A 23510-nucleotide genomic window follows, 5' to 3' on the forward strand; every position below is an offset into this window, starting at 1 on the left:
GACAAGCTCTTACACAGGGCGGGCAGGGTCATCGCGTACCCCGCCCGCCCTGTTCTTTTTTGACGGAAGAAGGATTTCGATGTCTCGGTTCGTCGACCGCGTGACCATCCACGTCGCCGCGGGGAACGGCGGCCACGGCTGCGCGTCGGTCCATCGCGAGAAGTTCAAGCCTCTCGGCGGACCCGACGGCGGCAACGGCGGCAACGGCGGGTCCGTGCGGCTCGTCGTCGACCCTCAGGTGCACACGCTCCTCGACTTCCACTTCCACCCGCACGCGAAGGCCTCGAACGGCAAGCCTGGGGCCGGCGACAACCGCGACGGCGCCACCGGCGGCGACCTCGTCCTCAAGGTTCCCGACGGCACGGTCGTCCTCGACGAGCGCGGCACGATCCTCGCCGATCTGGTCGGCGAGGGGACGGTCTTCGAGGCCGCGCAGGGCGGCCGCGGCGGGCTGGGGAACGCGGCGCTCGCGTCGAAGGCGCGCAAGGCCCCCGGCTTCGCCCTGCTGGGCGAAGAGGGGCAGCAGCGTTCGCTCGTCCTCGAACTCAAGTCGGTCGCCGACGTCGGGCTCGTCGGTTTCCCGTCGGCCGGCAAGTCGTCCCTGGTGTCGGTGCTCTCGGCCGCCAAGCCGAAGATCGCGGACTACCCGTTCACCACGCTGGTCCCGAACCTCGGGGTCGTGCAGACCGCGGGCGATGTGTTCACCATCGCCGACGTCCCCGGTTTGATCCCGGGCGCCTCGACCGGCCGCGGGCTCGGCCTCGAGTTCCTCCGCCACCTCGAGCGCTGCGCGGTGCTCGCGCATGTCGTCGACTGCGCCACACTGGAACCCGGGCGCGACCCGATCTCCGACATCGATGCTCTCGAAGCCGAACTGGCCGCGTACGTCCCGGCACTCGACGACGACCACGGACTCGGCGACCTCGCCTCCCGCCCCCGCGTGGTGATCCTCAACAAGCTGGACGTACCCGACGCCGCCGAGCTCGCCGACCTCGTCGAACCCGAACTGACCGAACGTGGTTGGCCCGTGTTCCGGATCTCGGCGGTCGCCCACGAAGGTCTGCGCGAGCTCACCTTCGCGCTGGCGCGGATGGTGCGCGAATACCGAGATGCCCAGCCCGCCAAGGTCGCTCGGCGCGCGATCATCCGCCCCAAGGCCGTCGACGACACCGGCTTCACGATCGAGACCGACCCGGACAACGAGGGCGGCTTCATCGTCCGCGGTTCCCGCCCGGAGCGGTGGATCGCGCAGACGCAGTTCGACAACGACGAGGCCGTCGGTTACCTCGCCGATCGGCTCAACCGGCTCGGCGTCGAAGACGAACTGGTGAAGCGGGGTGCACAACCGGGTGCGCCCGTCACCATCGGTGCGGTCACCTTCGACTGGGAACCGTCCACGCCGATGGGCGACGACGTCCCGATCACCGGGCGCGGCACCGACATCCGGCTCGATCGTTCCGATCGCGTCGGCGCTGCCGAACGCAAACAGGCTCGTCGCCTGCGGCGCGGGCTGCCGGACGAGGACGGCGGGGAGCGAGACCTCCCGTGAGCACCGGATCCGCCGACCGCGTTCACGAGGGGTCGGTACGCGACCGGATCGCGCACGCGCGCAGCGTGGTCGTGAAGATCGGCTCGTCGGCACTCACCGACCTCACCGAGGGACTCGACCGCGACCGCCTCGACGCACTGGCCGACGCCCTCGAGGCGAGGATGCGGGCCGGCTCGGATGTGATCGTCGTGTCCTCGGGGGCCATCGGGGCCGGGATCGCCCCGCTCGGACTCAAGAAGCGACCCACGGATCTCGCCACCAAGCAGGCGGCAGCAAGCGTCGGACAGCTCGCTCTCGCGCATGCGTGGGGTACGTCGTTCGCGCGCTACGGCCGCACGGTGGGTCAGGTCCTGCTCACCGCCGACGACATCTCCAACCGCGGTCACCACGCGAATGCCCAACGGACACTTGACCGTCTGCGTTCACTCGGCGCCGTGGCGGTGGTGAACGAGAACGACACCGTGGCCACCAACGAGATCCGTTTCGGGGACAACGACCGGCTGGCCGCGCTCGTCGCCCACCTGTCGGGTGCCGATGCGCTCATCCTGCTCTCCGACGTCGACGGCCTCTACGACGGTGATCCGCGCCGGGTCGACGTCGACGGCCGTCGCGCCCGGTTGATACCCGAGGTCAACGGCCCCGAGGATCTCGACGGGGTGATCGCCGGCTCCGGCGGCGCGCTGGGTACGGGTGGCATGGCCTCCAAGCTGGCCGCGGCCCGCTTGTCGGCCGATGCCGGCGTGCCCGTATTGCTGGCGGCCGCCTCCTCGGCGGCGCAGGCGCTGGCCGACGCCTCGGTGGGCACGGTGTTCGCCGCCCGGCCCGAGCGGCTGTCCGCGCGTCGGTTCTGGGTGCGTCACGCCGCCGACGCGCGGGGTCGGATCGTGCTCGACGACGGCGCCGTGGACGCGGTGTCGCGCAGGCGGCGTTCACTGCTCGCCGCGGGGATCGTCGGGGTCACCGGCAGGTTCTACGAGGGCGACGTCGTCGAACTCGTCGACCAGTACGACACGGTGCGGGCCAGGGGAGTCGCGGCCTACGGCGTCGACGACATCGCGTCGATGGTCGGCCGCTCCACCGGCGACCTCCCACCTGAACTACAGCGTCCGGTGGTGCACGCCGACGATCTGGTGGTCGTGGGCCGCTGACCAGAGGTCAGAACGTCGCCAGCGCCGGGAGCACGAAACCGGCCTCGTGATCGATCTTTAAGGTCGCGATCTCGTCGGCGCGGGTGACCCCGCGGTTCACGATGATCAGCGGCTTGCCGGCGCGGTGCGCGCGCCGCGCGAATCGCAGGCCGGACATGACGGTGAGCGACGACCCGACGACAAGCAGGGCGTCGGCCTCGTCGACCACCGAATACGCCTCGTCCACAACGTCTTTCGTGACCGTCTCGCCGAAGTAGACGATGTCGGGCTTCAGGATGCCGCCGCAGTTCGGGCAGTCGATCATCATGAAGTCGGACGTGTCGGACAGGGTGGCGTCGGCGTCCGGCGCGACTTCGATGGCACCGCGGCCGCTGACCCGACGCGCGAACTCGGTGTTGATCTCTTCGAGTTGTCCGGCGAGCCGGTGACGGGAGATACGCCAGTCGCAGTTCAGACAGCGGACACGGCCGTAGCATCCGTGGAGTTCGATGACCCCGCGGGTGCCGGCCTTGGTGTGCAGCATGTCGACGTTCTGGGTGAGCACCCGCGACATCCACCCGCGCTGCTGGAGTTCGGTGAGCGCCAGATGGGCTCTGTTGGGGACCGCGGCGTCCATGTGCCGCCAGCCGAGGTGGTTGCGTGCCCAGTAGTGGCGTCGGAAGTCCGGCGACGAGAGGAACATCTCGAGGGTCATGGGCGTCCGCGGCGGCGAGCCGGGACTCCGGTAGTCGGGGATGCCGGAGTCGGTGGAGATGCCGGCGCCGGTCAGAACCGCGAAACGGCGTCCGGCGAGGATGTCGGCGGCCAGTGCGATCCGGTCCGCGACGTCATCGTCGAGGGGGGTGTGTTCGGCCGGGGCGGAGCCGAGCTGGAGACGAGTACGCACCCTGCCCAGGATAGGCAGGGTGCGTACTCGAGGTGTCTGCGAGAGCCGTCAGGTGACGGGCGTCTCCGCGTGCTTGCCGGCCGGCTGCGGCACGGTCACCAGCGGATACACGCCGTTCTCGTCGTGGACTTCGGTGCCCACGACAGGCGGGTTGAACACGCACAGCATGCGCATCTCGGTGTCGGCGGTGACGGTGTGCCGCTCGTGGCCGTTCAGCAGGTACATCGTGCCCGGCGCGAGCGGATAGGTCTCGCCGGTCTCTCGGTCGAGGAGCGTGCCGGTGCCTTCGACGAGCCAGACGGCCTCGACATGGTTGGCGTAGTGGAACTCGTTGACCGAGCCGGCCTTGATCGTGGTCTCGTGGAACGAGAAGCCCACATTGTCGCCGCCGAGGATGATGCGCTTGGAGACCCAGTTGCCCTTGGGGTCGGCGACGTCGCGGTCGGTGCCGGTGATTTCTTCAGTGGTTCGGACGATCATCCGATCACCTCCTTGACTGCATCGGACAGGATGGACAGGCCGCGGTCGAGGTCCTCGCGCGAGATGGTCAGCGGCGGGAGCAGCTTCACCACCTCGTCGGACGGGCCCGACGTCTCGGCCAAGAGTCCCGCGCCGAAGGCCTGCGCGCAGACCTTGCCCGCGGCGGTATGGTCCTCGAACGCGAGTCCGCGCACCATGCCACGCCCCCGGGTGGAGATGCCGTCGTAGCGGTTGCACAGGTCGGTGAAGACCTCGTGGATCCGCTCGCCCTTGGCATGGATGTCGCGGGTCAGCGCGTCGTCGGCCCAGTAGGTCTCGATCGCCTTGGCGGCGGTCACGAAGGCCGGGTTGTTCCCGCGGAAGGTGCCGTTGTGCTCGCCGGGGCTCCACACGTCGAGCTCGGGCTTGAACAGGGTCAGCGCGAACGGCAGCCCGTAGCCGCTGATCGACTTCGACAGGGTGACGATGTCGGGCTTGATGCCGGCTTCCTCGAACGAGAAGAACTCGCCGGTGCGGCCACAGCCCATCTGCACATCGTCGACGATCAGCAGGATGTCGCGACGCTGGCACAGGTCGGAGAGGGCCCGCAGCCACTCGGCACGAGCGACGTTCACGCCGCCCTCGCCCTGGACGGTCTCGACGATCACCGCCGCCGGGCGGTTCAGGCCGCTGCCCGAGTCGTCGAGCACACGCTCGAACCAGGCGAAGTCCTCCATGACGCCGCCGAAGTAGTTGTCGAACGGCATGGGCGTCGCATGGACGAGCGGGATACCAGCGCCGGCACGCTTCATCGAGTTACCGGTCACCGACAGCGATCCGAGCGTCATGCCGTGGAAGGCGTTGGTGAAGCTGATGATCGACTCGCGACCGGTCACCTTGCGCGCCAGCTTGAGTGCCGACTCGACGGCATTGGTACCCGTCGGGCCGGGGAACTGGATCTTGTAGTCGAGTCCGCGCGGCTCGAGGATGTGGCTGGTGAACTTCTCGATGAAGTTCCCCTTGGCGACGGTCGCCATGTCGAGACCGTGGGTGATGCCGTCGGACTCGATGTACTCCAGGAGGGCCTTCTTCAGAACCGGGTTGTTGTGGCCGTAGTTCAAGGACCCGGCGCCCGCGAAGAAGTCGAGGTATTCGCGGCCGTCCTGATCGGTGATGTAGGAGCCCTTGGCGGTGGTGAACACAGCCGGCCAGTTACGGCAGTAGCTGCGCACCTCGGATTCGTGGGCGGTGAAGACTGAATCGTCCATGTGGGTGTCGAGAAGTGGCATGTCGTGTGCTTCCTTCTGGTGTGACAACGTGGGGTTCATGTGCCCGGCTCGGGGTCGCGTCATCGCGATCACCGGGTTCGGCTGAGCCCCATGGGCTGGGGTCGGCCTTTGGTCGGGATGTCATGCGGGACAACCGATTACGGGGTCGGCAGGATGGAAATCTTGCGCGCGTGCCGCATCTGAGGCGTCGGCCCTGTGGTCCAAGACGACGACCGGGATCGCGCCGGACTCAGGGCTCGGGGATCTCCGGCTCGAGCATGTAGAGATCTTCCCGCTCGTGGGAGTCGGGGAATGCGTTCGCCGCGAACAGGTCTCGACGCTCGAAACGAAGTCCGCGGGTCTTGGCCACCGAGGCGAACAAGCGTTGGGACGGGACGTTGTCCGGGCTGATCGTCGTGTGCATGGCGACCATGCCCTGACGGTTGACGCGGTCGAACAGCTCGTGCAGCATTTTCGCCGCGATGCCGTGTCCGCGCACCTCGTCGTCTACGGCGACCTGCCAGACCATCAGGGTGGAGGGGTCGCTCTGCCGCCGGTAGCCGGTGACGAAACCGACTGCGCGGCCATCGACCTCGGCGACGATCGAGGTGGTGGCGAAATCGTGGCACCACAGCACATAGGAGTAGCTCGAGTTGACGTCGAGAACCTGTGAGTCCGACGCGATTTCCCAGAGGCGGATACCGTCGTCGACCGTGGGAACCCGGTAATCGACGGTGAGGGTTGTTGTCGGGGCCGTTCTTGTTTGGGAAGGGCTCATAACGCAATCGACGTTAACAATGCGTGTCGTAGAAGTCATGTACCTGCGGAAATTGGTCCGCGGAACGCCTACCTTGTCCCTGTTCAGACATGCAATGTGAAGCGGGTCACAAAGACGTGATTCCGGATTGGTTCGGGTGGCTTCCGGGGTTGCAGAATGGCCTCATGACGAGGATCATCGCCGGCCGGCTGGGTGGGCGCCGACTGCGTGTTCCGGGCGAGGGTACCCGGCCCACTTCTGACCGGGTTCGCGAATCGGTGTTCAACATGTTGGCCGCCCGATCCGATCTGGACGGAGTCTGGGTCCTCGACCTGTACGCGGGATCGGGGGCGCTGGGTCTCGAGGCGATCTCGCGTGGTGCTGCAGGGGCGACGTTCGTCGACTCCGGGCGCCGGGCCGCGGTCACGATATCCGCCAACGTGCGGGCCTGTGGGGTGGCCCCGAATGCCACCGTACATACGCGCATGGTGTCGGCCTACCTCGCCGGCGCCGCGGAACGGCGGTTCGGCCTCGTCTTCTCCGATCCGCCGTACGACCTCCAGGCCGACCGGATCGCCGCGGACCTGGCGCTGCTGCGGTCACACCTGGACGACGACGCGCTGATCGTCGTCGAACGCTCGACGCGGTCCACCGGCGAAATCTGGCCATCCGAATACGAGGTGGTCGTCGACAAGTCCTATGGCGACACCCGGGTGGAGATTGCCCGCCTGGTCTGACCGGTAAGTTCGGGCCATGACGACGGCAGTGTGTCCCGGTTCCTTCGATCCCTTCACCCTCGGCCACCGATACGTGGTGGAACGCGCTGCGGCGTGTTTCGACGAGGTCGTGATCACCGTGGTGGTCAACCCCAACAAGCGAGGCATGTTCGGTGTGGACGAGCGGATCGAACTCATCGAAGAGGACTGTGCGGACCTGGCGAATGTGCGGGTGGACCGGTGGGAGGGCCTGCTCGTCGACTACCTGCGGCAGGAGTCGATCCACACCATCGTGAAGGGGCTGCGCTCCGCCGTCGACTTCGACTACGAGGTGCCGATGGCCCAGATGAACCGCGAGCTCGCCGATGTGGAGACGATCTTCCTGCTCACCGACCCACGATTCGCCCACGTCTCGAGCTCGCTGGTGAAGGAGGTGGCGAAGTTGGGTGGGGACGTGACGCCCTTCTTGTCCGCACATGTCCACAAGAGCCTGATGAGCCGGCTGTCCGGCGAGCTCTCGGCCTGACCCCTCGGTCGGGCGCGACACACCCCACGCGCTTCACGAGTCACAAGCGCAACATTCGGCACAATAGTCACAGAATCACCAACTGTTGCAACCAGGCAAGCGCCGGATTGGGGTGGCTGTGTACCGGGTATTTGAGGCTCTCGACGAGCTGGTCGCGATCGTCGAAGAGGCGCGGAGTGTGCCGATGACCGCCGGGTGCGTCGTGCCGCGCGGTGACGTGCTGGAACTCCTCGACGACATCAAGGACTCCATCCCCGGCGAGCTCGACGACGCGCAGGATGTCCTCGACCAGCGTGACACGCTGATCGGTGATGCCCGCGAGCACGCCGAGACGACGGTGTCCAAGGCGGATTCGGAGTCCGAGGCGGTCCTCGCGCACGCTCGCGCCGAGGCCGACCGGATCCTCTCCGAGGCGAAGGCGCAGGCCGACCGTATGGTCGACGAGGCGAGCGCGCACTCGAGCTCGCTGGTGGAGGACGCCGCCGAGGAGGCACACCGTCTGCAGACCAGCGCGGCGCGCGAGTTCGAGGCCGTCACCGGTCGGGCGCGGGCCGAGGCGCAGCGCACCATCGACGCCGCCAACAACTCCTACGACAAGTCGGTGGCCGACGGTATCGCCGAGCAGCAGCGCCTCGTCTCCGAGACCGAGGTCGTCGGTGCGGCGAAGTCCGAGGCCGAGCGGATCATCGACGCCGCCCACGCCGAGGCCGACCGCCTGCGCGGTGACTGTGACGTCTACGTGGACGAGAAGCTCGCCCAGTTCGAAGAGATCCTGACCGGCACGCTGCGATCGGTGAACCGGGGTCGGCACCAGCTACGGACCGGCGCCGGCATGCACGACTATGTCGAGTACCCCCGTGGTGTCGACGAGTCCGGGCGTGGCGACGGTGCGCGTTCGCGCGAGTCCCGTGGCGACGATCCCCGCTCGCGCGAGACCTCGGCCCGCCACACCTACGACCGTGACCACGGTTCGCCGCTCGCGGTGTGACACGCTCGTCGACCCGGCTGTCCACTCGCCGCCGGCGTCGGTCGATCATTCCCGGGTGCGAGCGTATGGTGGGCGTTTGTGGCTGATCATGCTGTGACATCAGAGCCGTCGCACGGTCCCGGTTCTACTCCCAGGCGCGAGCCCTTCGTGCTGGATGTGCGTTCGATGGGACGCCGCCCGGGCACGATGTCGGAGGTGCACCGTACTGTCCGGACACCCGAACGGCTGGGCGTCGAGATGGTCGGGATCCCAGCGGATTCCGATGTCGACCTCGACCTCCGTCTGGAGGCGGTGTCCGAGGGAATCCTGGTGACCGGGACGGTGTGCGGTGAAACCGTCGGTCAGTGCTCGCGCTGCCTCGAGCCGATCGACGGCACGGTGACGGTCTTCCTCACCGAGTTGTTCGCCTACCCGGACAGCGCGACCGAGCAGACCACCGACGCCGACGACATCCATCGCATCGCCGACGACCGTATCGACCTCGAACAGTCGATCATCGACGCCGTGGCACTCGAACTGCCGATGTCGCCCCTCTGTTCGTCGGACTGCGAGGGTCTGTGCCAGACCTGCGGGGTGCGTCTGGCCATCGCCGAACCGGGTCACTCCCACGAGGTCATCGACCCGCGCTGGGCCGGACTCGCCGACAAGTTCGCCGACCTCGGGAAGGACGATTCGCCGACGGACGGTGCCGCAAACGACCCCGACCCGGAACGACATCGTGACTGAGGCCGTGCGTGCGGACGGTCCGCGTGCGGCCCTGCTCGACGCGCTGGACACCGACATTCCCGACGACCTGCTGACGCTGGCACTGACCCATCGTTCCTACGCGTATGAACACGGCGGTCTGCCGACCAACGAGCGACTGGAGTTCCTCGGGGACTCGGTGCTCGGTGTCGTCATCACCCAGCGTCTCTACCTGCGTTATCCCGACCGCCCCGAGGGTGAGCTGGCGAAGATCCGGGCCAGCGTCGTCAACATGCATGCGCTCGCCGACGTCGCGCGTGGTCTCGGGGACGAGGGCGGTCTGGGCAAGTACCTGTTCCTCGGCCGCGGCGAGGAGATGACCGGCGGGCGCGACAAGGACTCGATCCTGGCCGATGGTCTGGAGTCGCTGTTCGGCGCGGTCTTCCTCAGTCACGGACTCGAGACCTCGCAGCGCGTCATCCTGCGTCTGTTCGACGAGCGCCTCGAACGTGCCGGCAACCTCGGCGCAGGGCTGGACTGGAAGACGTCGCTGCAGGAGTTGAGTTCGGAGCGCGGGTTCGGTCCGCCGCAGTATCAGATCAGCGCGACCGGTCCCGACCACAACAAAGAGTTCACCGCGACCGCGCTGGTCGCCGGCGAGAGCCTCGGCGAGGGTGTCGGCCGGACCAAGAAGGAAGCGGAACAGCAGGCCGCCGCACACGCCTGGAAAGTGCTGACCGAGCGCGCGTCGGCGTCGTGAACCCTTCTCCCAACCGGCTTTTCGCGATCCGCCATGCCTGAACTCCCCGAGGTCGAGACCGTCCGCATCGGTCTCGAGACCCATCTCGTCGGTCGGGTGGTGGCCTCGACCGAGGTCCTTCATCCGCGTGCGGTCCGTCGTCACGCCGGCGGTGAGCCGGATCTGATCGGTCGGCTCGCCGGCAAGCGGGTGACCGGCGTCCGGCGCCGCGGCAAGTACCTGTGGATCGATGTCGCCGACTCCGCCGACCGTGCGGCGCTCGTCGTCCACCTCGGGATGAGCGGCCAGATGCTGATCGCCCGGACCGGAACTCCCGATCACACGCACCTGCGGATCCGCGCGGTCCTCGACGACGAGAACGAACTCCGCTTCGTCGATCAACGGACCTTCGGGGGTTGGCATCTCGACGACTACACACCCGACGTGTACGCGCCCTCGGGGAGTACGGACACGACCGACCCGTCGCCCGCCGACATCCCGGTCTCGGTGGCGCACATCGCAACCGATCCGTTCGACCCGGCCTTCGATCCCGTCCGCGTGGTGGATCGCATGCGCGCCAAACACTCCGAGATCAAACGGGTCCTGCTGGATCAGACGGTGATCTCCGGCGTCGGTAACATCTACGCCGACGAAGCGCTGTGGCGCGCACGTCTGCACGGCTCGCGGATCGCCGAGACGATCAGTCGCAAGAAACTGCGCGAACTCATCGATGCCGTCACCGACGTGATGGCGGATGCGCTGAAGGTCGGCGGTACCTCGTTCGACGCGCTCTACGTGAACGTCAACGGACAGTCCGGGTACTTCAGCAGAGAACTACATTCATACGGGCGTGAAGGGCAACCCTGTCACAGATGCGGAACGCCGATCAGGCGAGAGGCCTTCATGAATCGGAGCTCGTTCTACTGTCCTCGTTGTCAGCGCAGCCCACGCCGTTGACGCGACGGGGCTGGGCTTCGGTGAGTTGCTACAAGGGCGTACCGCAGGACCGATCAGTTGGGTCGTTCAGGAGTCGCCAACTGCGACGAGGCCTTGAGACTTTGCGTCATACCGATAGTCGACGATGCCACCCGACATAATCAGCTCGATCGCCTGATCGATCACGTCACGTGGAACGACGAACCATTCGGACGGATCGTAGTCGCGGCCCGACTTGTCGACCTGTGTCAGATCCAAACGCACCTCGGCGAAGACTCGATGGAGCAGGTTCTCCAACACTGAGACACGCGTGTTGTAGATGCGGTAGGTGGCAACCACCTCGACGGGCGCCATCAAGTAGGTGGGCGACTTGTCGGCGTTCTTGATCCTAGTCTCGACTGGTCCGCGTGAGAATCCAATCTTGTGCAGATTAGCGATGCCGGCGATCTGCGGATCGTTGCTACGGGAACGCAAAACGTAGATGTAGCCGCTGACCTCGTCGTCGGTGAGGATCTCCGGTTGTTGTCGAGCTACGACGATCTGGCCGTCTTCATCTGCCAGCCTGATCCCGAGGGACTGCCTGTACATCCGCGACTCGGTGCCGTTCTCAAAGACGCAGCGCAGACGTTCACGTTTGTTCTCGCGCACAGTCGATTTTTTGTACTCGGTCTCACCGACTTCAGCGACAAAGAGCATTACACCGTTGAGTACAAAGAACGCACCTGGAATGATGTGCTGCATCCCCGAATACGGCATCAACTGGCTCGCGCCGTCGCGCAACTCGGCATGCTTCTGCTCGAACAGGGGAGCGAACTCGGCGAAGTCTTGAGCAGGTCGACGGCGTGCTACCTCCTCAGTTTCGAAGCGCTGCTTGCGGATCGGAAGGCTCGAGACGTCCAAGATACCGGTGTCGTCTCCCAACAGGTCGAGTGGGTCATGCTCCAACAGCTCGTCGATCGAGCCAGGCGCATCAGGTACGTCAAGCAGGCCGAACTCGTCGAGGTGTTTGAGCGCTTCGATCTTGCTGTCATTGGCGAGTATGCCGTCTAGTCGTGCGCCGAGCTTACGTTCGGATATCTCCCTCGTGGTCGAGCTCGGAAGTCGACCATGATTGCGTCGGAACTCCACGATCTCAAGAAACGCCCGCTCCAGCCGGTCACTGGAGGTGACTTTCTTCGGCTTCTCCGGCATGTTCAGGAGGCCGTCAACATCTGAATCGAGCAGCTGCTGAAACGCGTCTGCTTGCTCCGCGTTACCGCTCTCCGAGGTTGAATCGTCCGCGGTCGTCATTGATCCTTCCTGATCTCGCTTGCTTGCTTCTGTGCCTCGCGCTGCTGCTTGAGGCGCCGCAGGAACAGCAGGGCCTCGGCGTAGCGCTTCTCTGTGGGGTCGTCTGAGCGCACCTCGGGATGTCGCCCGTTGACCTTGACCCAAGTCTGGATCTTGGGGAACAGGGCGAGTGCTTCGTCCTCGCTGATCTCCACTCGTGTGCTGGTGATCGCGTCTGAGATGATCTTGAGTACCGATGGGGTCACCGACTTCGACATCACCTCGAACGCGCGTTGGAATGGGTTGATCGTGTCGATCAGGTTGATACTGACCTCGTCGATGTTCACGAACGTGTCGGCCATCTTGATGAACCGTTTGTCGCCGACCTCGCGGACCTCGCCGTTCTTGATCACCGAGTCCACCACGACCTGCTGGCGCACCTCCTCGACCTGCTCATCGGTCAGGTCCGGGTAGCGCTCGCGGATGATCTTGGGGATCAGAACCTTGTTCGTGGTCTCGGGATCGACACTGCCAGCGGCGGCCTTGGCGAACGTTTCGTCCTGCAGGATGTTGGCCTTCAGGTCGTTCAAGTCTGTCTCGACGATCTGCTTGACCCGTTCGCTCGACGGCTCCTTAAACCCGTTGATCTTGATCGTGCCTGGCTCGGGTGCGTCGTCGTTGCCGCGTTTGGCCTTGAAGTTGAAGTTCGGTGCCAACACCTGCTCCATCAGCAGCGACGCTGTGATGGCCTTGAGCATGTTGTTCACCGACACCGTCACCTCGCCCCGCTCTGCATCCGGTTCGGCCAGCAGATTCGTGAACTGCGCGTGCGCCTTACCTGGGCTGTCGCGGGTGACGCGGCCGATGATCTGGATGATCTCGGTCAAAGAAGCCCGGTACCCGACCGTCAGGGCGTGCTCGGCGAACGGCCAGTCGAAGCCTTCCTTGGCCATGCCTAGCGCGATGATGATGTCCACGCCGTCGCGGGCCTTCGCCGCGACCGTCGACAGGTAGTGCAGGGTGTCGGCGCGCTTCTTTTGATCGGCGTCATCGACGAGATCGGCCACCCGTAGGACCTCACCGGTGTCGGCCCGTCGGATGCGGATGATCCCGGTGTCTGGTTCGGTGTCGATCACGTCGCCGATGGTGTCGATGATGAACCCGACCTCTTCGATCTTGTCCTTCGTCGACTCGCCCGAGTTCACATTCGGGATATGCACGATCGTCTTCTTGTCCAGATCGAGCACCTCACCGAGTGCCTCGGTGTAGCGGCCCTGATAAAAGTGGTGCCCGATCCCCAAGGACTTTAGATACTGATAGCCGTTGAGCTGGTCGTAGTAATTGAACGTCACCGGCGTGAACTGCGCCTCGTCCTCAGATGAGAGCACTGGCACCGAGTCTCCGCGGAAGTACGAACCGGTCATTGCCACGATATGCACGTCCGAGCCGGCCATCACTTCCTTCAACAGCGCACCCAGGCGGGAGTTCTCAGTGTCAGCCGACACGTGGTGGAACTCGTCGATCGCCAGCACCGTGCCGTTGAACTCATCCGGCGCCAGCCGCTCGAACGCGAACCGCAGCGTCGCATGCGTGCACACCAGAATCGGATCAGTGCTGTTTAGGAAGTCAACGAACGCATCAACCTTGCCCGCTGACGACCCGGGCGTGCACAGGTTCCGCTCCGGCTTGACCTCCCAGTCTGCGAAGAAGCCGTGGGAGGTCAGTCTTGTCGTCGAGAACGATGCTCCGATCGAACGCTCCGGGACAGCGACGATCACCTTCTTGCGCCCCTGGTTGAACAACTTGTCCAAGCCGACAAACATCAAGGCCCGCGACTTACCCGAGGCCGGCGGAGCCTTGATCAACAAGTGCTGCGCATCCCGCTTGGTGAACACACGCTGCTGCATCTCCCGCATACCCAACGCGTCGGTATTCACCGAGGCGCCGGTTTGCGCGTACATCACGTCGACGACGTTCACCGTGCTGCTCACGTCTTGCTCCTCTTCGCAGGCTTCGCCGCCTGCTCCGCAGCGGTCATCTCCTCATACATGGCGAACAGGTCCGACAACCGCTGCTCATCCGTCTCGTATCCCTGCTTTGAGTAGATCGAATCGACCAGTGCGTCGACCTCAGCGTGCGCCGCACGCAGATCCTCAGGCATCTTGTCCGGATCATAAAGCTCGGCTAATGTCTTCTCACAGTGATATTCACGTATATCTAAGACCCGCAATGCCGCTTCAGTCAGCTGCTCTTTGATCTGGTCCGGCAGCGGGGGTACTGGAAAATTGTTGTAAACAATCGTGTTGGAGTATCGATAGTTGATACGCATACGTCCAGCGACTGCGTTAATCCACACCATATGCATCCTAGAAGTCAGGAGTGACAGGACCCACGGGGCCGCTTCAGGAATCGCGAAAGCGTTATTGGATATAATCTCGTCGCTGGCAAGGTATCCAAACGGAATGTACTCCCGGAGACCTGAAGACATGCTTGGAATCAGAATCGACTCTGTCGACTTGTGTCGAATTTCCGCGAAGACGTGCGGCGTGGCTGCTAGCTTTTTAGTCGATAGCTTTGTGCTAGAAGACCGCATTGCTGATGTACGTTCGAATCGATCACGGATGGCGGGGAACGAGTTGGCAGATTCGTACTCGCCCGGAGGGATCCAGAGGCAATAGCGATCTTTCCCCTTTATAAACTCATCCGATCCAAGGAATCTCCTAATGTAGTTGGCGGCGCCCGGCGCCTCCCTCAATAGAATTTCACGTTCAGCAGGACCTAACGTCAGATTTCCGCCATCGGTTGGTTTAGATCCGTACACCATCGCCGGAAGAAATGAAGTGAGAGGCTTCGGGCGACTTGTTACAAAAGTGCTATCGCCATCCGCTAAATAGCCATTAATATTTCGTGCGGCGACCCTAAGGTCACCCATGTAGAGAAACTTCGGTGAACTATTCTGTGACCTAAGTGATATCACCGAAACGGTGACGTCGGCGCCGCCTTTTGCATTGTTATTCCATTGAAACCCGGTTTGCGCGAATCCAATTTCCACATTCTGCGAGAAGATCCACGGAAACATCAATGCAACATGCTCACCTTGCGTCACTGTCTTCGTTGTAACGAAGGCGAGTTGCGCTCTTGTCTGTGCAATGTAGTCCGCCCCTTTGACGAACCAGAGAGAGATATAGTTAAGCTTTTTGGAGTACTTTCGACTCCCAAAAACGTATGGAAAATCTTGCTTCTGTGTGGCGCTTTGCTTACTGGACCCATAATAGGGTGGATTGCCGATCAGAAAGATTTCCGAGTGGCCATCGTTGCGGCATACGTCGTTCCACTCCACCCTCGTCGCGTTGTCGACACGAATTCGACCGGTCTCCTTCAGCGGAATGAGCGGAATCTCGACACCGAACTTGTCCTTGAACTCGCGGTTCATCTGGTGCTTGGCGATCCACAACGACAGGATCGCCACTTCGGCGGCGAAGTCGTCGATTTCAATGCCGTAAAAGTTCTCGATGTCGATCTTCGACACCGCGTACAGCACCTGGTGCTTAGGGCTCAAATCGGCGAGGCGCTCGAGGATCGCATGCTCCAGCCTGCGCAGCTCTTTGTAGGCGATGACCAGGAAGTTCCCCGACCCACACGCCGGGTCGAAGACCTTGATCGCTCCGATCCGCTCCAGCAGCTTCTCCAGCCTGCCGACACTGTTGAATCCGGCGTCGAACTGCTCCTTCAGCTCGTCGAGGAACAGCGGCTCGATCGTCTTGAGGATGTTCGGCACCGACGTGTAATGCTGCCCGAGGTCCGACCGCTTTCCGGGGGTGACGATCGCCTGGAACATCGACCCGAAGATGTCAGGGTTGATCTCGCTCCAGTCCAGCGCTCCGAGGTCGAGCAGCAGCCCACGGGCGCTCTTGGTGAACGCCGGCACCAAGTGCTGGCTGGTGACCTCGAACAGTCGACCGTTGACGTACGGGAACGCCGACAGATAGCTTGCCTTGTCTTCAGGCTTCTCGGCGTCTAGAGCGTCGAATAGGTCGGTCAGGAACTCCTGCACGTCGGAACCGTCGGACTGCGTGTGCGAACCTACCGCGGTGGTGAACTGGCCATCGTCGAAGATCCCGGTGTCCTCGGCGAAAAAGCAGAACAGCAGCCGCGTGAAGAACACGTTCAACGCATGTCGGCCGTGCTGCTCGTCGATGAGTTCCGGATTTGCCTGGAGCAGTTCGTCGAACAGCTTGCCCATGCGCTCGGCGGCTTTGACGTCCGCATGCGCCTCAGACGTGTACTGCGCTTTCTCCATCCCGGCCCAGGGAAGGAAGAACGTAAAGTGCTTGTCGATGTCACGGATCGGGAAGACCTTGTTCTCCCCGGTTTTCATATCGACAGCGACCAGCTCGTCATAGTCAGTGGCAATCACGAACCGAGGGTTGTAACGAACCACGTCCGGGGAGGTACGCAGCTCCTCGACACCTGCCAACGGCTGTCGGTCGGTCTCCCGGAAATAGACAACATTCTTCTGCGCGACTTCGCGATCAGGTTCGGCTGCGACGTTCAATGAGCCGTTGCGCAACCGGGTGACGTTGCCCTTCGGCTTCCCGTAGGCCAGCAGCAGGTCGAAGATGAACTCACGGTCGTACGTCTCACGCCGGGCTAGGGGAGTGACGCGCTCCTCGACTGCCTTTAGGTTCAATCTGGCCACGAACGCTACCTCTCGCAGGTCACATAGGTTCGGCTGTCAGCTGCCGACGGTCTCCTGATCATTTCATCTGCGCGACGTGGTGATGCAGCAAGCCCTGTGGGTCGGTGATCTACGCCGGAGGTCATAAATCTGCACGCGGAAGCGCTGCGGCCGAAGCGTCGCGGTTCGGGCTGAGGCTTCGGAGTATTCATATGGGCCGGAAGGTCTGCCGTGCAAGCAGTGCGGTATGCCAATCAGTGGGTGGTGTTCATGAGCCGCAGTTAGTATTACTGCCCGAAGTGTCATCCCGCTCCCTCGCCGCCGCCCGTGACTCAGTACCTTCTCCGGCGAGCGCGAACGGTCAGCGACAGCAGCGAAGCTGCTGGAGTACTCCACAATGGACTCCTACCCGGCCGAGTGATGACATGTCGGTGTGGGACGTCGCAGACAGGCTCACCGACCTGGCGAACACGATCGCACCCCATCTCGACGACGACACCGATCCTCCGTAACCGGGCAGCACCGCGACGAGCACCCCCTGCACCGAGATCCGGTGCCGGGGTCCTTTCTCTTCTACGCTTCCTCATCGACGAACTCCTGGGCCTCTCTCAGCAGTCCGTCCACCACGCCCATTGCGCGCGCCTGGTCCGCGGCCGTCGTAATGTTCCTGAACGCCTCCAGCCGCTCGGCCTTCTCGACGGCCTGCTCGTCCGTCAGATGATTGGCCCAGCGTCGGACCAGATCCAGACTCGGTGCCCCGGGGGTCATTCCGACGATCTCAATGAGGCCCGGGCGCGCTGTCTTCGCCGCTGTCAGGTGGGTCAACTGGCGATCGAACCCCGTGGTGTGCGAGCCCTCTGCGATAGCGCGGCGCTCGTCGTCGTGGCCCACCGATATGTCGAAGCTCGCTGGCAGCGCGTCGGTGGGTGGGTCGCCGCCGGTGATCAGGCGCGGGACCGCCTGCATGCGCACCCATTCGGCGATGTCGCGCAGCTCGTGCATCAGGACTGGCCACAGATCGGTGCCCGGCCGGTTGAGTCCGACCGTTGGGTGCAGCGTCAGTGGCACGATATCGCCGACCGGCGACTCGAAGACCACCTCGCCGATCTGCAGCGGCCGCTCGTCGCGCTGCGGCAGGTCGGCGAACGACTTCGGCAACTGGTCCTCTCGGTAGACCACGGGCAGCATGACCGCGGCGACCGCGGGCGTGCGGTGCTTGGCGTGGTTGGTGTACGACGCCAGCCGCGCCAGCGGGTGGTCGGCGGGCGACTTCACCCGCTGGAACGGCTGCAGCGACTCGATCGAGCACATCAGGTCGCCATTGGCCGACAGTGACGGCGGCCCCTTGCGGTCCCGCCTCTCCTTCCACTCGTCGAAGTCTGCGCGAGTGGATCTGGCTGGCATCTCCACGAGCTTGGCCACGCGTTCGCCCAACACGCCGTCGCGGTGCACGATCTCGGCGAACAAGGTGTGCTCCAGGGCACCGCGCAGAGCCACCAGCGCGTCGGCCACCAGCATTGGCAGCTTCCTCGGGATCGGCGTCAGCGACGCCACGACGGCCCTATTGACGACTCCGTCGGACTCCTCGCGCAGCTCGAACAGGCCGTCGGACTCGGACTGGCACGCGAACAGCAGTTCACCGACCTGCCCGATGAGGTCGTCGGCGTGCGCGAGCGTCGCAGCAACGGGAAGGTGGTGGTCGGGGAGCCAGGCGAGGTTCGTGGTCACCGACGAAATTCTATGGCTTGGCATCGTGCGCCCCGTGTGCCACTGGGCGGTGTTCGCAAGCCGGTCGGTGAACGAACGCCTCGCACCCCGCGGTCCACCAATTGTGGCTTTCGCCGTTATATGGCGGGGTTCTGTCGACGCTCTGTGGCGGCATCTGCTCATGGCGATACACGCGAGCACCGGTCTGGTCACAGATAGCGGCAGACGGTCGTGGTGTCGCATTTGGTGGGGTCGCTGGTGGTGGCACTGTGGTGAAGGTGCGCGACGGTGTGTCGCAGTGCTTGCAGGTCGGCGATTTGGCGGTCCAGGTCGCCCAGGTGGGCTTCGAGCAGGGCGTGCACGTGCTGGCAGGGTGCGACTCCGGCGTCGCGGATGTCGAGGATCTCGCGAATCTGGGCCAGGGTGAGCCCAGCGGTGCGGCCGCGGCGAACGAAGTCCAGGCGCGCCAGGGCCGCAGGGGTGTAGTCGCGGTATCCGTTGGCGGTGCGCTCAGGCGCAGGTAGTAGGCCGGCTTCTTCGTAGAAGCGCAGCGTCTTGGTTGTGGTGCCGCTGGCCACGGCCAACTCACCGATGCGCACAGTGGCCCCTTTCTCGGCTCTCGTCCATGTTCGCCTTGACCTTCCCCTGCGCTGGAACGTCCACTATGGACGCTGAAGAGGGGTCACGCGAAGGAAGGTGGGCAAATGGGTGTGGACTACGACGTCGATCTGGCCGTGATCGGCTCAGGAGGCGCGGCGATGTCCGCCGCCATCGCGGCCAGCCAGGCCGGTAAGAGCGTCGTGCTGGTTGAGCGCGGTGTTCTGGGCGGGACGTGCGTGAACATCGGCTGCGTGCCGTCCAAGACGCTCCTGGCGGCCGCCGGGGCCCGGCACGCCGCTCTCACCAATCCCTTCAAAGGTGCCCCAACGTCAGCCGCACCGGTGAACCTCGGCGATCTGGTGGCCCAGAAGGACGCACTCATCGAGCGCCTGCGTGATGCGAAGTACGCCGATGTGGCCGCTGCCTACGGCTTCCAGGTCCGCCCAGGCCAGGCCAGCTTCCTGGACGGGGACACCCTGGCCGTCGACGGCCAGGCGCTGCGGGCCCGGGCCTATCTGGTCGCCACCGGTGCCACCCCCGCCATCCCGGAGGTGGTCGGTCTCGACTCTGTGGACCGGCTGACGTCCACCACCGCGATGCAGCTGACCGAGCTGCCTGAGTCCCTGGTCGTTATCGGTGGCGGGTACGTCGGGATGGAGCAGGCCCAGCTGTTCGCTCACCTCGGCACCCGGGTCTCTGTGGTCGGGCGTCTGGCGCCGCACGCCGAGCCGGAGCTGGCCCAGAGACTTCGGGAAGTCTTCACCGACGACGGCATCACCGTGGTCGAAGAGCGCGCGACCACTGTGGCCCGCGAACCAGGCCCCGCAGGAGAGGTGGTGGTGACCACGGACTCGGGCGAACAGGTGCGCGGCGCGCAGGTCCTGGTGGCCACCGGACGCCTGCCCCGCACCGACGGCCTGAACCTGGCCGCTGCCGGTGTGGACGTGGACGAGCGCGGCTTCGTCGTGGTCGACCAGACCCAGCGCACCTCCAACCCGCGCGTCTGGGCCGCCGGTGACGTCTCGGGGGCTCCCCAGTACGTCTACGCCGCCGCCGCCGGCGGTCGGGCCGCCGCGCTCAACGCCCTGACCGAGGACAGGTACCCGCCGGCAGCTCGGGTCGACTACGCCGGCTTTCCTGCGGTCGTGTTCACCCGGCCCCAGCTGGCCTCGGCGGGGTTGACCGAGGACGAGGCCCTCACCCGAGGGCACGCGTGCGACTGCCGCGTCCTGGACCTGTCCGATGTCCCCCGGGCGCTCGTTCAGCACGACACCCGCGGGGCGGTGAAGCTCGTCGCCGACGCCGTGAGCGGCAAGGTTCTGGGCGTGCACGCTCTGGCGGACGGGGCCGGGGAGATCATGCTGGCGGCCACCTACGCCATCAAAAGCGGCATGACCGTCGACGATCTGGCCGACACCTGGGCGCCGTACCTGACCATGAGCGAAAGCCTGCGCATCGTGGCCGGCCTCTTCCGAAACCAGATGCCGACGTCATGCTGCGCCTGAAACCCGCGGCCCCAGCGGGGTGGACGAGGGCTCCCGCGGCGGCCCGCCTGGCGCCGTGAATGTGCCTTAAAAACCTACAGTCTTATGAGACACCAGGCGGGGACCGGACGCCGAGACCGCTTCATGGGCCGATGGGCACCTTCTGCCTCTCGCGAAGTCGTCTCACCGTGAACTGTCGCAGGGTGGTGCTCGGTAGGGGTTTGTGAGTCATAATCATGTCATGAGGCTCTTGGGGTACACCCGCGTGAGCACTGCGAGTCAGGACGCGCAGTTGCAGTTGGATGCACTCGTGGATTCCGGGGTGCAGAAGCGGGATGTGTTCGCGGATGTGACCTCGGGTAGCCGGACCGCGATCGAACGCCCGGGGATGAAGCGCCTGTTGGACTATGCCGAGTCCGGCGACACGGTCGTGGTGTGGCGCATCGACCGGCTCGGCCGATCCTTGATCGATGTCCTCAACACCGTGAACCTGATGCGCGACAAGGGCGTAAAGATCAAGTCGCTTTCGGACGGCATCGACCCGGAGACCACTTCCGGCCGGTTAATGCTGGGCATGCTGGCCACGCTGGCCGAGTACGAGCGCGAGCTGATCACCGAGCGAGTCAATGCCGGCATCGCTGCGGCGAAGCAGAGCGGTACCCGGTTCGGTCGGCCGCCTGTTGACCCGGCGGTGATTGCGGAGAAACTCGACATCGCTCGGGACGCCCGCGCCAAGGGTCGCACCGCCGAGGAAGCCGCCCGATTGGTCGGATGGTCTCGCGCCACGCTGTACCGGCACCAACAGGCTGCCCGCGACCGCGACATGGTCTCCCAGCAGGTGTGACATGGACGGGCCGCAGCGGTGGCGAATCCTCCGGCTTCACGTCGAGGACGGCATCTCGCTGACGACCCTGGCCCGTGACACCGGCACCGGGCTGCGGACACTGCAACGCTGGCACCAGCTTTACAAGACCGGCGGCATCGCGGCGTTGGAGCCGCGGCCACGACGCGACACGGGATCTCGACGCACTCCGGCGGAACTGGTCACGTTTCTCGAGCACCTCGCGCTGACCCGCCCACGCCCGAGCACCGCTGCATTGCACCGGCTCACCACGGCCGAAGCGGGTCGCTTGGGTTTGGCGGCCCCGAGCTATGCCACGGTCCGCGCCATCGTCCACGCTTTGGACCCGGCCCTGGTGACGCTTGCTCTGGAGGGGCCGGCAGCATATCGGGACCGCTATGAACTGGTGTTCCGCCATCGCGCCGAACGGCCGAATGTGACGTGGCAAGCCGATCACACCGAACTCGACATCCTCATCACCGGCGCCAGCGGCACCCCCGACCGGCCTTGGCTGACGGTGGTGATGGACGACTACTCCCGCGCGGTCTGCGGGTACATGGTCTTCACCGGGGCGCCATCGGCGATGAACACCGCGCTGGTGCTACGACAGGCGATCTGGCGCAAGACCGAACCGGCCTGGGCGATGTGCGGACTACCCGACGTCCTCTATATCGATCACGGCAGCGACTTCACCAGCCGCCACCTCGAGTACACCGCGGTCTCACTGAAAATCCGCCTCATCTTCTCCACCGTCGGTCGCCCGCAAGGCCGAGGCAAGATCGAGCGGTTCTTCGGCACAGTCAACACCGAGCTCCTGGCCACCCTGCCCGGACATCTGGCACCAGGGGCCAAGACACCTCCATCACTGGATCTACCTGCGCTCGATCAGGCGATCGCCGGTTTCATCGCCACCTACAACGAGCGGACCCACCGGGAGATCGGGACGAGCCCGAAGAAGGCGTGGATCGGTGACGGGTGGTTGCCACGCATGCCCGAATCCCTCGATGAACTCGACGGACTGCTGCTGACGGTGCCCAAGCACCGCACCGTGCAGCGTGACGGCATCCACTTCCAAGGCCGGCGCTACCTCGCGCCAACTCTGGCACCGTTCGTTGGCCGCCCGGTGACGATCCGCTACGACCCGCGTGACATCTCCGAGGTTCGCGTATACGACCGCGACACCTTCCTCTGCGTGGCCATCGATGAGGCGCACCCGAACCAACGGGTAAGCCTGCAAGAAGTCGAGACCGCACGCCGAGCCCGCCGGCGCCAACTGCGCAAAGACATCAACGACCGCATCCCGCGTATCGCCGATCGGGCCGAACCGCGCACCGCCGCCCCCGGAGCGCGGCCAACCAAGCTGCGCACCTACGAAGAGGACTAAGGATGGCCAAGGACTTCATCATCACCAAGGAACATCGCCGGTTCACCGAATTCGCCACCGCGGTACGCAAGGAACGCACCATCGGCATCTGTCACGGCGACGCCGGCATCGGCAAGACCCAATCGGCACGCCGATACGCCCACTGGGACACCGTGGAACCGTTCATCACCGAATGGGGGCCGCGCACCGAAGACGACGCCAAGCTTTATGCAACTGCGAACCGGTGCCGGACCGTGTTCTACACCCCCGAGGTGCTCCCCAGGCCCAAAATCCTCATGCACGAGATCGCGCACCTGCAGACAAAGCTCGGCATCTGCATCGACGAACACCAGCGCAACATCGGCAAAGTCACCGGCGCCCGCTCAGGTCATACCAACAAGTGGGTCGAGCTGCTCATCATCGATGAAGCCGAACGACTGGCCCCGACCGCACTCGAACTCCTCCGTGATGAACACGACCGCTACGACCTGGCGATCATCCTCATCGGCATGCCTGGCATTGACCAGCGGTTTCGCCACTACCCTCAGCTCTACAGCCGCCTCGGATTTTCACACCGATACCGGGCACTAGGACGCGAGGAACTGCTCTTCGTCCTCGATCGCCATTGGAAACGCCTCGGCCGCACTCTTGACCCAGACGACTTCACCGACGCTCAAGCGATCGCCGCGATCGAACGCATCACCCGGGGCAACTTCCGCCTCCTCGAACGCCTCTTCCCTCAGATCGCCCGAGTGCTCAAGATCAACCAACTCGAGACCATCACCGACGACGTCATAGAATCCGCCGCCAGCATCCTCGTGATCGGAAACTAACGCCCCCAAGCGATCACAGAAAACCGCCGCAAAGCACTCAAACCCACACGACACCGCGTCCTGAGGCTGTGCGCTGAGC

At 64.7% G+C, this 23510-nt stretch carries 21 protein-coding genes; 12 read left to right on the top strand and 9 right to left on the bottom strand.

From position 1 onward, the window contains the following. Positions 1–79: 79 nt before the first annotated feature. The gene (gene obgE / locus LEL84_RS00590) at positions 80–1549 is read left to right on the top strand and encodes a GTPase ObgE (RefSeq protein ID WP_226513054.1); all 1470 of its coding nucleotides are present in this window, start codon (positions 80–82) and stop codon (positions 1547–1549) included. After that, positions 1546–2697, top strand: a complete 1152-nt coding sequence (gene proB, locus LEL84_RS00595) for a glutamate 5-kinase (protein WP_226513055.1) — start codon at positions 1546–1548, stop codon at positions 2695–2697. The genes obgE and proB overlap by 4 nt, the downstream gene beginning before the upstream one ends. 7 nt (positions 2698–2704) lie before the next feature. Here proB and LEL84_RS00600 read toward each other — a convergent pair whose 3' ends face one another. From LEL84_RS00600 to ectA, 4 genes are all read right to left on the bottom strand, one after another. Beyond that, positions 2705–3583 carry a Sir2 family NAD-dependent protein deacetylase gene (locus LEL84_RS00600; protein WP_226513056.1) on the bottom strand — a complete coding sequence of 293 codons (879 nt, stop codon included), beginning with the start codon at positions 3581–3583 and terminating at the stop codon, positions 2705–2707. A gap of 48 nt (positions 3584–3631) precedes the next feature. Beyond that, entirely contained in the window at positions 3632–4063 is a 432-nt protein-coding gene (locus LEL84_RS00605; protein WP_058250063.1) for an ectoine synthase, read from the bottom strand. After that, positions 4060–5331 (bottom strand): diaminobutyrate--2-oxoglutarate transaminase, encoded by a 1272-nt coding sequence (gene ectB / locus LEL84_RS00610; RefSeq protein ID WP_226514208.1) that lies wholly within the window; start codon positions 5329–5331, stop codon positions 4060–4062. Before ectB ends, LEL84_RS00605 begins: the two co-directional genes overlap by 4 nt. 229 nt (positions 5332–5560) lie before the next feature. After that, positions 5561–6088: a diaminobutyrate acetyltransferase gene (gene ectA, locus LEL84_RS00615; protein WP_226513057.1), complete on the bottom strand. Its 528-nt coding sequence runs from the start codon at positions 6086–6088 to the stop codon at positions 5561–5563. A gap of 164 nt (positions 6089–6252) precedes the next feature. Here ectA and rsmD point away from each other — a divergent pair, with 164 nt between their 5' ends. The 6 genes from rsmD to mutM all read left to right on the top strand — a co-directional run bounded on the left by rsmD (position 6253) and on the right by mutM (position 10677). Then, a complete protein-coding gene (gene rsmD, locus LEL84_RS00620) occupies positions 6253–6804 on the top strand; it encodes a 16S rRNA (guanine(966)-N(2))-methyltransferase RsmD (protein WP_226513058.1) in 552 nt (183 codons plus the stop codon). Positions 6805–6820: 16 nt separating this feature from the next. Beyond that, positions 6821–7309: a pantetheine-phosphate adenylyltransferase gene (gene coaD, locus LEL84_RS00625; protein WP_078112235.1), complete on the top strand. Its 489-nt coding sequence runs from the start codon at positions 6821–6823 to the stop codon at positions 7307–7309. A gap of 118 nt (positions 7310–7427) precedes the next feature. Continuing rightward, complete coding sequence (locus tag LEL84_RS00630) at positions 7428–8297, top strand: DivIVA domain-containing protein (RefSeq protein ID WP_078112236.1); 870 nt, start codon at positions 7428–7430, stop codon at positions 8295–8297. A 93-nt stretch (positions 8298–8390) separates the two neighbouring features. Beyond that, a complete protein-coding gene (locus tag LEL84_RS00635; protein ID WP_171011583.1) occupies positions 8391–9023 on the top strand; it encodes a YceD family protein in 633 nt (210 codons plus the stop codon). Beyond that, positions 9016–9741: a ribonuclease III gene (gene rnc / locus LEL84_RS00640; protein ID WP_065628999.1), complete on the top strand. Its 726-nt coding sequence runs from the start codon at positions 9016–9018 to the stop codon at positions 9739–9741. The genes LEL84_RS00635 and rnc overlap by 8 nt, the downstream gene beginning before the upstream one ends. A 33-nt stretch (positions 9742–9774) precedes the next feature. Then, positions 9775–10677, top strand: coding sequence for a bifunctional DNA-formamidopyrimidine glycosylase/DNA-(apurinic or apyrimidinic site) lyase (gene mutM, locus LEL84_RS00645; protein WP_226513059.1), 903 nt, complete (start codon positions 9775–9777; stop codon positions 10675–10677). Positions 10678–10743: 66 nt separating this feature from the next. On the opposite strand, the gene LEL84_RS00650 is transcribed toward mutM, so the two are convergent. The 5 genes from LEL84_RS00650 to LEL84_RS00670 form a co-directional block, all read right to left on the bottom strand. Beyond that, positions 10744–11946 (bottom strand): GIY-YIG nuclease family protein, encoded by a 1203-nt coding sequence (locus tag LEL84_RS00650; RefSeq protein WP_226513060.1) that lies wholly within the window; start codon positions 11944–11946, stop codon positions 10744–10746. Further along, positions 11943–13886, bottom strand: a complete 1944-nt coding sequence (locus LEL84_RS00655) for a DEAD/DEAH box helicase (protein WP_226514209.1) — start codon at positions 13884–13886, stop codon at positions 11943–11945. The genes LEL84_RS00650 and LEL84_RS00655 overlap by 4 nt, the downstream gene beginning before the upstream one ends. 26 nt (positions 13887–13912) lie before the next feature. Beyond that, entirely contained in the window at positions 13913–16624 is a 2712-nt protein-coding gene (locus LEL84_RS00660) for a DNA methyltransferase (RefSeq protein ID WP_226513061.1), read from the bottom strand. Positions 16625–17176: 552 nt separating this feature from the next. Beyond that, complete coding sequence (locus LEL84_RS00665; RefSeq protein ID WP_226513062.1) at positions 17177–18331, bottom strand: hypothetical protein; 1155 nt, start codon at positions 18329–18331, stop codon at positions 17177–17179. A gap of 188 nt (positions 18332–18519) precedes the next feature. Continuing rightward, complete coding sequence (locus LEL84_RS00670; RefSeq protein WP_007928756.1) at positions 18520–18909, bottom strand: heavy metal-responsive transcriptional regulator; 390 nt, start codon at positions 18907–18909, stop codon at positions 18520–18522. Positions 18910–19014: 105 nt separating this feature from the next. Between LEL84_RS00670 and merA the strand changes: the two genes are divergently transcribed. The 4 genes from merA (at position 19015) to LEL84_RS00690 (ending at position 23431) form a co-directional block, all read left to right on the top strand. Then, a complete protein-coding gene (merA, locus tag LEL84_RS00675) occupies positions 19015–20415 on the top strand; it encodes a mercury(II) reductase (protein ID WP_017838447.1) in 1401 nt (466 codons plus the stop codon). Between the two features lie 220 nt (positions 20416–20635). Beyond that, the gene (locus tag LEL84_RS00680; protein ID WP_094364518.1) at positions 20636–21238 is read left to right on the top strand and encodes a recombinase family protein; all 603 of its coding nucleotides are present in this window, start codon (positions 20636–20638) and stop codon (positions 21236–21238) included. A 1-nt stretch (position 21239) separates the two neighbouring features. Further along, positions 21240–22619, top strand: a complete 1380-nt coding sequence (locus tag LEL84_RS00685; protein ID WP_094364517.1) for a Mu transposase C-terminal domain-containing protein — start codon at positions 21240–21242, stop codon at positions 22617–22619. Between the two features lie 2 nt (positions 22620–22621). Continuing rightward, a complete protein-coding gene (locus tag LEL84_RS00690) occupies positions 22622–23431 on the top strand; it encodes an AAA family ATPase (protein ID WP_094364516.1) in 810 nt (269 codons plus the stop codon). The last annotated feature ends 79 nt before the right edge of the window (positions 23432–23510 follow it).

This window comes from Gordonia sp. WA4-43, assembly GCF_020520305.1.
GTDB classification, from domain to species: Bacteria; Actinomycetota; Actinomycetes; order Mycobacteriales; family Mycobacteriaceae; genus Gordonia; species Gordonia hongkongensis.

Bases quoted from the DNA above. Each gene is read 5' to 3' on its own strand.
- coaD (WP_078112235.1), top strand. From the start codon at position 6,821: ATGACGACGGCAGTGTGTCCCGGTTCCTTCGATCCCTTCACCCTCGGC.
- LEL84_RS00680 (WP_094364518.1), top strand. From the start codon at position 20,636: ATGAGGCTCTTGGGGTACACCCGCGTGAGCACTGCGAGTCAGGACGCG.
- mutM (WP_226513059.1), top strand. From the start codon at position 9,775: ATGCCTGAACTCCCCGAGGTCGAGACCGTCCGCATCGGTCTCGAGACC.
- LEL84_RS00685 (WP_094364517.1), top strand. From the start codon at position 21,240: ATGGACGGGCCGCAGCGGTGGCGAATCCTCCGGCTTCACGTCGAGGAC.
- ectB (WP_226514208.1), bottom strand. From the start codon at position 5,331: ATGCCACTTCTCGACACCCACATGGACGATTCAGTCTTCACCGCCCAC.
- LEL84_RS00605 (WP_058250063.1), bottom strand. From the start codon at position 4,063: ATGATCGTCCGAACCACTGAAGAAATCACCGGCACCGACCGCGACGTC.
- LEL84_RS00650 (WP_226513060.1), bottom strand. From the start codon at position 11,946: ATGACGACCGCGGACGATTCAACCTCGGAGAGCGGTAACGCGGAGCAA.
- obgE (WP_226513054.1), top strand. From the start codon at position 80: ATGTCTCGGTTCGTCGACCGCGTGACCATCCACGTCGCCGCGGGGAAC.
- rsmD (WP_226513058.1), top strand. From the start codon at position 6,253: ATGACGAGGATCATCGCCGGCCGGCTGGGTGGGCGCCGACTGCGTGTT.
- LEL84_RS00690 (WP_094364516.1), top strand. From the start codon at position 22,622: ATGGCCAAGGACTTCATCATCACCAAGGAACATCGCCGGTTCACCGAA.
- LEL84_RS00655 (WP_226514209.1), bottom strand. From the start codon at position 13,886: ATGTACGCGCAAACCGGCGCCTCGGTGAATACCGACGCGTTGGGTATG.
- merA (WP_017838447.1), top strand. From the start codon at position 19,015: ATGGGTGTGGACTACGACGTCGATCTGGCCGTGATCGGCTCAGGAGGC.
- ectA (WP_226513057.1), bottom strand. From the start codon at position 6,088: ATGAGCCCTTCCCAAACAAGAACGGCCCCGACAACAACCCTCACCGTC.